We start from the raw sequence: 9,235 nt of genomic DNA on the forward strand, positions 1-9,235 counted from the left end.
GAGGGCGGCGGTAAGTCTCGAACTGCCCGGTGCACCACCGCTTTCGAGACCGAACGACTCGTTCGGTGCCGAGGGCGGCGGTAAGTCTCGAACTGCCCGGTGCACCACCGCTTTCGAGACCGAACGACTCGTTCGGTGCCGAGGGCGACGGTGGGTGCCGAACTGGCCGGTGCACCACCGCGTTCGAGACCGAACGACTCGTTCGGTGCCGGGGGAGCCAGAATGTCGGGGTGATGGACGCGACCGACCCGACCACCGACCCGACCACCGACGTGACCCCTGACCCGACGCAGCTCGACCCGACGATCGCCGCGCTGCTCAAGCGTGACGAGCGCGGTCTCGTCGCGGCGGTGGTGCAGCAGCACGACACCCGCGACGTGCTCATGGTCGGCTGGATGGACGACGAGGCCCTGCGGCGCACCCTGACCGAGGGCCGGGTCACGTTCTGGTCGCGCAGCCGTCGGGAGTACTGGCGCAAGGGCGACACGAGCGGCCACGTCCAGTGGGTCAAGGGCGTGCGGCTCGACTGCGACGGCGACGCGCTCCTCGTCACGGTCGACCAGGTCGGCGCCGCCTGCCACACCGGTGACCGCACGTGCTTCGACGCCCGGGTGCTGCCCGTCGTCGTCGGTGACGCCTGACCTGCCGGACGGCGTCCGCTGGGTGAGGTGCGGGACGAGGACCGCAGGCCGTGGGCCAGAATGGGCCGGTGCCTGACACGACCGCCCCGCTCGCGCCCGCCCCGCACGCCGACCTCGCGTGGGGCCGCACGTGGCCGAGCCTGCCGGTCTTCACCGAGCTGGCCCTCGAGCACCGCCGGGTCATCCCCGTCGTGCGCCGGGTCCTCGCCGACGCCGAGACCCCCGTCGGCGTCTACCGCAAGCTCGCGGCCGACGCCCCGGGCACCTTCCTGCTCGAGTCGGCCGAGCACGGCGGTGTCTGGTCGCGCTACTCCATCGTCGGCGCGCGGAGCGCCGCGACGCTGACCGAGCACGGGGGACAGGCGCACTGGATCGGCCAGCCGCCCGTCGGCGTGCCGACGTCGGGCGACCCCACCGCCGCCGTCCGCGACACGGTCGCGGCCCTGGCCACGCCGCGCATCCCCGGGCTGCCCCCGCTGACCGGAGGCCTCGTCGGCGCCGTCACCTACGACGCCGTGCGCCGGTGGGAGGCCGTGCCGGACGGCGGCCGCGACGAGCTCGACCTGCCCGAGCTCGCCATGATGCTCGCCACCGACCTCGCCGTCTTCGACCACAGCGACGGCTCCCTGCTGCTCGTGGCCAACGCGGTCAACCACAACGCCACCGACGAGCGGATCGAGGAGGCCTGGGCCGACGCGGTCGCCCGGCTCGACCGGATGGCCGAGCTGCTCGCGCAGCCCGCGCCGAGCACCGTCTCGACGATCGACCCCGTCGACCTCGTCCGCTCGAGCAGCCACACCCAGCCGCAGTTCGAGGCGATGGTCGAGGAGGCCAAGGAGGCGATCCGGGCCGGTGAGGCCTTCCAGATCGTCGTGTCGCAGCGGTTCAGCGTGCCGTGCCCGGCCGACGCCCTCGACGTGTACCGGGCGCTGCGCGTCAGCAACCCGAGCCCCTACATGTACCTGCTGCGCCTGCCCCACCCGGACGGGTCGGTCTACGACGTCGTCGGGTCCAGCCCCGAGGCCCTCATCAAGGTCACCGGCCGCCAGGCGATCACGCACCCCATCGCGGGGTCGCGCCCCCGTGGCAAGGGGCCGGACCACGACGCCCACCTGGCCGAGGAGCTGCTGGCGGATGCCAAGGAGCGGGCCGAGCACCTCATGCTCGTCGACCTCGCCCGAAACGACCTCCAACGCATCTGCCGGGCCGGCACGGTCGACACCGTCGACTTCATGTCGATCCGCCGCTACAGCCACATCATGCACATCGAGTCCACCGTCGTCGGCGACCTGCGCGAGGACCAGAGCGCCTACGACGCCCTCGTCGCGACGTTCCCGGCCGGGACGCTCAGCGGGGCGCCGAAGCCGCGGGCCATGGCCCTCATCGACGGCTACGAGGGCCTGCGCCGCGGCCTCTACGGCGGGGTCGTCGGCTACCTCGACTTCGCCGGCGACCTCGACATGGCCATCGCCATCCGGACCGCCCTCATCAAGGACGGCCGCGCGCACGTGCAGGCCGGCGCGGGGATCGTCGCGGACTCGGTTCCCCACCTCGAGTACGAGGAGACGGTGAACAAGGCGGCGGCCGCCCTGCGTGCCGTCGCCGCGGCGGCGGGTCTGCGACGTGTCGGCGACGACGCCCCCGACCGGCACCCCGACCACCGACCCGACGCGCGTCCGGCCGACGCGGCAGGGCACCCATGACGCTGTCGAAGCGGCTCGCCGCGCTCGCCGTCCTCGGGCCGGCAGGGGCCCTGGCCGGCCTCTCCACCCTGCCCTGGGCCCGCGGCGAGGCCCGCGACGTCCTGGCCCACGGCGTCACCGAGGTCACCGGCGCCCAGGCCGCGCCCGGCATCCCGGGCCTCGCCGTCGTGTGCGCCGTCGCGCTCCTCGGCCTCATGACCGGTGGCCGCCTCATCCGGGCCGTCGCATCGGTCGCCATGGTCCTGGCCTCGCTCGGCGCAGCGCTCTTCACCGTGCTCGTCGCACTCCGCCCGGTCGATGCCGTGGCCGGGGCGGTCGCCCGCGAGCTGGCACGTACGACGGCGCCCGACGCCACCGGGTCGACGACGCCGTGGGCCTGGGTCGCGCTCGTCGTCGCGGTGGCCCTCGTCGTGGGGTGCGCCGCCACCGCGGTCTCGAGCCGCGCCTGGGCGGGCCTCTCGGGTCGCTACGAGCGTGGCCGACGCCCCGACAGCGGGCCCCGGGGCGAGGTGCGCACGGCCTGGGACGAGCTCACGGACGGCGGCGACCCCACGCTGCGCGACCGTCCCGACGAGACCTGACCGAGGACCCGCCGGAGGACCTGACAGAATGTCGGGGTCGGCCCACCGGACCCCGGCCGACGCGACGAGAGAGGACGCCATGGAAGAGCAGCACGAGGACCACGGACACAGCGTCGCCGCGTGGACGGCGGTCGGCATCATCCTGCTCGGCTCGGCCATCACGTCGGTCGGCATCGTCGTGTCGAACGTGCCGGTCAGCGTCGTCGGTGGGGTCGTCATCGTGCTCGGCGCGGTCGCCGGCAAGGTCCTGTCCATGGCCGGCTACGGCGCCTCGTCGCACCACGCGCAGGCCGGCACGTTCGTCGACGCGCCCGACGAGGTCGGCAGCAAGACCCGCGGCCAGAGCTGAGCACCGTGGCGACGGTTCTCGACGGGATCATCAGCGGCGTCCGCGAGGATCTCGGGCGACGCCGTGCCGCGACGCCCCTCGCCGAGCTCGAGCGCCGGGTGGCCGACGTCGCGCCGGCCCTCGACCCGCTGCCCGGCCTCCGTTCCGCCCGTGGCGTCGCGGTCATCGCCGAGGTCAAGCGGTCGAGCCCGAGCAAGGGCGCGCTCGCGCAGATCCCCGAGCCGGGGCGTCTCGCCTCGGCCTACGCCGCCGGCGGGGCGGCAGCCATCAGCGTCCTCACCGAGGAGCGTCGCTTCGGCGGCACCCTCGCCGACCTCGACGACGTCCGCCTGGCCGTGCGGACCCCCTTGCTGCGCAAGGACTTCATGGTCGACGCCTACCAGGTGACCGAGGCCCGCGCCCACGGCGCGGACCTCGTCCTGCTCATCGTGGCGGCCCTCGACGACGCGCAGCTGCGCGACCTCGGCGACCAGGCCACCGAGCTCGGCATGACCTGCCTCGTCGAGGTGCACGACGCCGACGAACTCGAGCGCGCGCTCGCCGCCGACGCGGTCCTCGTCGGCGTCAACGCCCGCAACCTCAAGACGCTCGAGGTCGACCGACGCACGGTGACCGACCTCCTGCCGCGCATCCCGACCGGGGTGCTCGCCGTCGCCGAGTCCGGCGTCGCGGGCCCCGCGGACGTCGCGGCCTACGTCCGCGCCGGAGCCGACGCCGTGCTCGTCGGCGAGGCGCTCGTCAAGGACGGCGACCCCGCGGCCGCCGTCCGTTCGTTCATGGACGCGGCCGCGGCCGCGCGCACCGCCGGCGCGCCCGCCGCCCGCGCCGGCGTCAGGGAGAGGGCATGACCGCAGCACCCGCACCAGCACCCGCGCCCCAGCCGGGCGCACCGCACGGCCGCTTCGGCGAGTTCGGCGGGCGATACGTCCCCGAGGCGCTGATCCCGGCGCTGGAGCAGCTCGAGGAGGTGTGGCGCAAGGCCGTCGTCGACCCCGAGTTCGTCGGTGAGCTCGAGCGGCTGCACCGCACCTACACGGGTCGACCGAGCATCGTCACCGAGGTGCCGCGGTTCGCCGAGCACTGCGGTGGCGCCCGGGTCATCCTCAAGCGCGAGGATCTCAACCACACCGGTTCGCACAAGATCAACAACGTGCTCGGCCAGGCGCTGCTGACCAGGCGCATGGGCAAGACGCGTGTCATCGCCGAGACCGGCGCCGGCCAGCACGGTGTCGCAACGGCCACGGCGGCGGCCCTGCTCGGCCTGGAGTGCGTCGTGTACATGGGCCGCAAGGACACCGAACGCCAGGCGCTCAACGTCGCCCGGATGCAGCTGCTCGGGGCCACCGTCGTGCCCGTCGACCACGGCAGCAAGACGCTCAAGGACGCCGTCAACGAGGCCTTCCGCGACTGGGTGACCAACGTCGAGACGACGCACTACGTCCTCGGCACGGTCACCGGTCCGCACCCCTTCCCCGAGATGGTCCGCGACTTCCACCGCATCATCGGCGTCGAGGCCCGCCAACAGGTCCTCGACCTCGTCGGGCGCCTGCCCGACGTCGTGTGCGCGTGCGTCGGCGGCGGCTCGAACGCCATGGGCATCTTCCACCGGTTCATCGACGACGCGTCCGTCCGTCTCGTCGGCCTCGAGGCCGGCGGCTCCGGCATCGCGTCGGGCAAGCACGCGGCGCGGTTCTCGGCCGGCACGCCCGGCGTCCTGCACGGCGCCTTCACCTACGTGCTGCAGGACGACGACGGCCAGACCATCGAGTCGCACAGCGTCTCGGCGGGCCTCGACTACCCGAGCGTCGGCCCCGAGCACGCGCACCTGCTGCGCTCCGGCCGCGCCGAGTACCGACCGATCACCGATGACGAGGCCATGGAGGCCTTCCGGCTGCTCGCGCAGACCGAGGGCATCCTGCCGGCCATCGAGAGCTCGCACGCCCTCGCGGGTGCGATGCAGCTCGGCCGTGAGCTCGGCCCCGACGCCGTCGTCCTCGTCAACCTGTCCGGCCGGGGCGACAAGGACGTCCACACGGCGGCGGCGTGGTTCGGCCTCATCGGCGACGAGGGACAGACCGTCATCACCGACGCCGCCGCCGACGTCGCCGCCACGTACGACGACGGAGCCAAGGGCATGGGGGAGCAGCTGTGAGCGTCGGACCCGTCCTGCAGGCCTGCCGCGACGAGGGCCGGGCCGCCCTCGTCGGGTACCTCCCCGTGGGGTTCCCGTCCGTCGAGGGCTCGGTCGAGGCGATGCGTGTCCTCGTCGAGAACGGCGTCGACGTCGTCGAGGTGGGCGTGCCCTACAGCGATCCGGTCATGGACGGGCCGGTCATCCAGGATGCCGCCGTCCGGGCCCTCGCGGCCGGCGTCCGCCTCAAGGACGTCTTCACCGCGGTCCGCGGGGTCAGCGACGCCGGGGCGCAGGCCCTCGTCATGACCTACTGGAACCCGGTACTGCACTACGGCGTCGACCGGTTCGCCGCCGACCTCTCTGCCGCCGGTGGGGCGGGCCTCATCACGCCCGACCTCATCCCGGACGAGGCGTCCGAGTGGCTCGCGGCGGCCGATGCCCTGGACCTCGACAAGGTCTTCCTCGTCGCGCCCAGCTCGACGCCCGAGCGCCTCGCGTACGTCACGTCCGCGTGCAGGGGGTTCGTCTACGCCACCGCGGTCATGGGCGTCACCGGTGCCCGGTCCTCGGTCGGCGCGCAGGCCGACGCGCTCGTCTCGCGGACCCGCGAGCACACCGACCTGCCGGTCTGCGTCGGTCTCGGCGTGTCCACGGGGGAGCAGGCCGCGGAGGTCGGACGCTTCGCCGACGGCGTCATCGTCGGCTCGGCGCTCGTGCGCTGCCTGACCGAGGCCACCTCGCCGGAGGCGGGCCTCGAGGCCCTCGGTGCCCTGGCGCGCGAGCTCGCCGACGGCGTCCGGGCGGGTCGGCGATGAGCATGCTCGCCTCCCTGCCCGCCTACATCCCCTCGCCCACCGTGGGGGTGTGGCACCTCGGGCCGGTGCCGATCCGCGGCTACGCCATGTGCATCCTCGCGGGCATCGTCGTGGCCGTGTGGCTGACCTCCCGGCGCCTCACGGCCCTCGGGTACAGGCGGGGCGTGGCCATCGACGTCTCCGCGTGGGCCGTGCCCTTCGGCATCGTCGGCGGCCGCATCTACCACCTCATCACGACGCCGCAGCCCTACTTCGGACCCGGCGGCCACCCGTGGAAGGCCTTCGCGATCTACGAGGGCGGCCTGGGCATCTGGGGTGCCGTCGCCCTCGGCGCGCTCGGCGCGTGGATCGGCGCCCGGCACCACGACGTCAGCTTCCGCCACTTCGTGGACGCCGCGGCACCCGGGCTCGCGATCGCCCAGGCCATGGGCCGGTTCGGCAACTGGTTCAACAACGAGATCTACGGCGCGCCCACGGACGTGCCGTGGAAGCTGAAGATCTACGACTGGGACACGAGCGCGGGGCACGCGGTGCTCGACTCCGCGGGGCAGCCGGTCGTCAAGGGCTTCTTCCACCCGACGTTCCTCTACGAGGCCATCTGGTGCCTCGTCCTCGCGGCCTTCCTGCTCTGGCTGGGTCGCCGGCGCAGCCTGCGGGCCGGGCAGACGTTCGCCGCCTACGTCATGGGCTACCCCGTGGGCCGCATCGTCATCGAGAACATGCGCACCGACGAGGCCAACCACATCCTCGGCCAACGGGTCAACACCTGGGTCTCGATCCTCGTGTTCCTCCTCGGCCTCACGCTGTGGTTCCGGCTTCGCGGCATGGCCGAGCCCGGGACGCCGCGCCGGGACGACGCGGACGACGCGAGCGGCGCCTCCGGTGCCACCGGTGACGTGGACGTCACACCGGCGGAGGTCGGCGACGCCGCGTCCGAAGATCCTGCGGCAGCGGCCTCCCGCGACCGGGCAAACCACGCCACCGGCGGGTCGGCCCCGAAGGAGCGCGCGTCGGGCGGCTGACGCCCGGTCCGTCCCCCGAGCACGCGCCGTCCACGCACGGCGTCTCACCATCCGAAATCTCGTGTATCAACAGGTAGGACGGCGGGCGGCTCCGATAGCCTCTCCCCACACAGCCTGTGGCCAGCGCCGTCCACACGCTTTCGTCATGCGTTGCGGCCCTCCCACGCCGCTCCTTGGTACTCGAGAAGGACGGTGAACATGTCGCCGCACACCCGTACCCGGAACCTCTTCAGCGCCCAGCCTGAGGACTCCGGTCTCTACCGCCGCGAGTTCGAGCACGACGCCTGTGGCGTCGCCCTCATCGCGACGATGCGCGGGAGCGCCGGGCACGACATCGTCGAGCACGCGCTGACGGCGCTGCGCAACCTGGACCACCGCGGCGCCACGGGCGCCGACCCGCTCGTCGGCGACGGCGCCGGCGTCCTGACGCAGGTCCCCGACGCCTTCTTCCGCGCCGTGCTGCCGTTCACGCTGCCCAACGCGGGTGCCTATGCCGCCGGCATCGCGTTCCTGCCGCGCGACCCCGACGAGCGGGCGGCCGCCAAGGCACGCATCGAGGGGATCGCGGCGCAGGAGAACCTCAAGGTGCTCGGCTGGCGCGACGTCCCCGTCGAGGCCGACCTCGTCGGCCAGGTCGCCCGCGACTGCATGCCGCACTTCGAGCAGCTGTTCGTCAGCAGCTCCATGGGCCGCCAGGTCGCGCTGGGCCTGGACCGGCTCGCGTTCTGCCTGCGCAAGCGTGCCGAGCGTGAGGTCGACGTCTACTTCGCGTCGCTGTCGGCCCGGACCATCGTCTACAAGGGCATGCTGACGACCGGCCAGCTCGAGCCGTTCTTCCCGGACCTGTCCGACCCGCGCTTCGCCACCGAGCTCGCGCTCGTGCACTCGCGGTTCTCGACGAACACGTTCCCGTCGTGGCCGCTCGCGCACCCGTACCGGCTCATCGCGCACAACGGTGAGATCAACACCGTCAAGGGCAACCGCAACTGGATGCGCGCCCGCGAGAGCCTCCTGACGAGCGACATCATCCCCGGCGACCTCGAGCGGCTCTTCCCGATCTGCACGCCCGACGCGTCGGACTCCGCGAGCTTCGACGAGGTCCTCGAGCTGCTCCACCTCGGCGGCCGCTCCCTGCCGCACGCCGTCCTCATGATGATCCCGGAGGCCTGGGAGAACCACGAGACGATGGACCCGGCGCGCCGGGCCTTCTACGAGTTCCACTCGAGCTTCATGGAGCCGTGGGACGGACCGGCGAACGTGTGCTTCACCGACGGGACGCTCGTCGGTGCGGTGCTCGACCGCAACGGCCTGCGCCCGGGGCGCTACGCCGTCACCGACGACGGTCTCGTCGTCCTCGCCTCGGAGACCGGCGTCCTCGACCTCGACCCGGCCCACGTCGTCCAGCGCGGACGCCTCCAGCCGGGCAAGATGTTCCTCGTCGACACCGAGCACGGACGCATCGTCGGCGACGACGAGATCAAGTCCCAGCTGGCCGCCGCGAAGCCGTACGCCGAGTGGCTGCACGCCGGCCTCATCCGCCTGGAGGACCTGCCCGAGCGCGAGCACATCGTGCACACGGCGGCGTCGGTGGCCCGGCGGCAGCAGACCTTCGGCTACACGGCCGAGGAGCTGCGCCTGCTGCTCGCGCCCATGGCGCGCACCGGTGCCGAGGCGCTCGGCTCGATGGGCACCGACACCCCGATCGCGGTCCTGTCCTCGCGGCCACGGCTGCTCTTCGACTACTTCACCCAGCTGTTCGCCCAGGTGACCAACCCGCCGCTCGATGCCATCCGCGAGGAGCTCGTCACCTCGCTCGGCACGTTCATGGGTCCCGAGGGCAACGCCCTGTCGGCCTCGCCGGCGCACGCCCGCCAGCTCGTCCTCGAGTTCCCGGTCATCGACAACGACGAGCTGGCCAAGATCGTGCACATCAACGCCGACGGCGACCTGCCCGGCTACGCGACGCACGTCGTGCGCGGCCTCTACGACG

General features: G+C 73.1%; 9 protein-coding genes. All 9 read left to right on the forward strand.

Annotation, left to right across the window (positions count from 1 at the left end):
- Nucleotides 1-233 precede the first annotated feature (233 nt).
- On the forward strand, nucleotides 234-641 hold the full coding sequence (gene hisI, locus ACPYOM_RS18560; RefSeq protein WP_481340855.1) for a phosphoribosyl-AMP cyclohydrolase: 408 nt from the start codon (nucleotides 234-236) through the stop codon (nucleotides 639-641).
- A 68-nt stretch (nucleotides 642-709) separates the two neighbouring features.
- Nucleotides 710-2,344 carry an anthranilate synthase component I gene (locus ACPYOM_RS18565; protein ID WP_481347086.1) on the forward strand — a complete coding sequence of 545 codons (1,635 nt, stop codon included), beginning with the start codon at nucleotides 710-712 and terminating at the stop codon, nucleotides 2,342-2,344.
- On the forward strand, nucleotides 2,341-2,925 hold the full coding sequence (locus tag ACPYOM_RS18570; RefSeq protein ID WP_481347087.1) for a Trp biosynthesis-associated membrane protein: 585 nt from the start codon (nucleotides 2,341-2,343) through the stop codon (nucleotides 2,923-2,925). Before ACPYOM_RS18565 ends, ACPYOM_RS18570 begins: the two co-directional genes overlap by 4 nt.
- A gap of 79 nt (nucleotides 2,926-3,004) precedes the next feature.
- The gene (locus tag ACPYOM_RS18575) at nucleotides 3,005-3,274 is read left to right on the forward strand and encodes an HGxxPAAW family protein (protein WP_481340834.1); all 270 of its coding nucleotides are present in this window, start codon (nucleotides 3,005-3,007) and stop codon (nucleotides 3,272-3,274) included.
- Nucleotides 3,275-3,279: 5 nt separating this feature from the next.
- Complete coding sequence (gene trpC / locus ACPYOM_RS18580) at nucleotides 3,280-4,122, forward strand: indole-3-glycerol phosphate synthase TrpC (RefSeq protein ID WP_481347088.1); 843 nt, start codon at nucleotides 3,280-3,282, stop codon at nucleotides 4,120-4,122.
- Nucleotides 4,119-5,426, forward strand: a complete 1,308-nt coding sequence (gene trpB, locus ACPYOM_RS18585; RefSeq protein ID WP_481347089.1) for a tryptophan synthase subunit beta — start codon at nucleotides 4,119-4,121, stop codon at nucleotides 5,424-5,426. Before trpC ends, trpB begins: the two co-directional genes overlap by 4 nt.
- Nucleotides 5,423-6,223, forward strand: coding sequence for a tryptophan synthase subunit alpha (gene trpA, locus ACPYOM_RS18590; RefSeq protein ID WP_481340837.1), 801 nt, complete (start codon nucleotides 5,423-5,425; stop codon nucleotides 6,221-6,223). Before trpB ends, trpA begins: the two co-directional genes overlap by 4 nt.
- Nucleotides 6,220-7,245, forward strand: a complete 1,026-nt coding sequence (gene lgt, locus ACPYOM_RS18595) for a prolipoprotein diacylglyceryl transferase (protein WP_481347090.1) — start codon at nucleotides 6,220-6,222, stop codon at nucleotides 7,243-7,245. The genes trpA and lgt overlap by 4 nt, the downstream gene beginning before the upstream one ends.
- A 198-nt stretch (nucleotides 7,246-7,443) precedes the next feature.
- Nucleotides 7,444-9,235, forward strand: a 1,792-nt coding sequence (locus ACPYOM_RS18600) for a glutamate synthase central domain-containing protein (protein ID WP_481347091.1), incomplete at its 3' end; no start/stop codon positions are given.

The sequence above is a fragment of the Monashia sp. HAY1-2A genome (assembly GCF_056755315.1).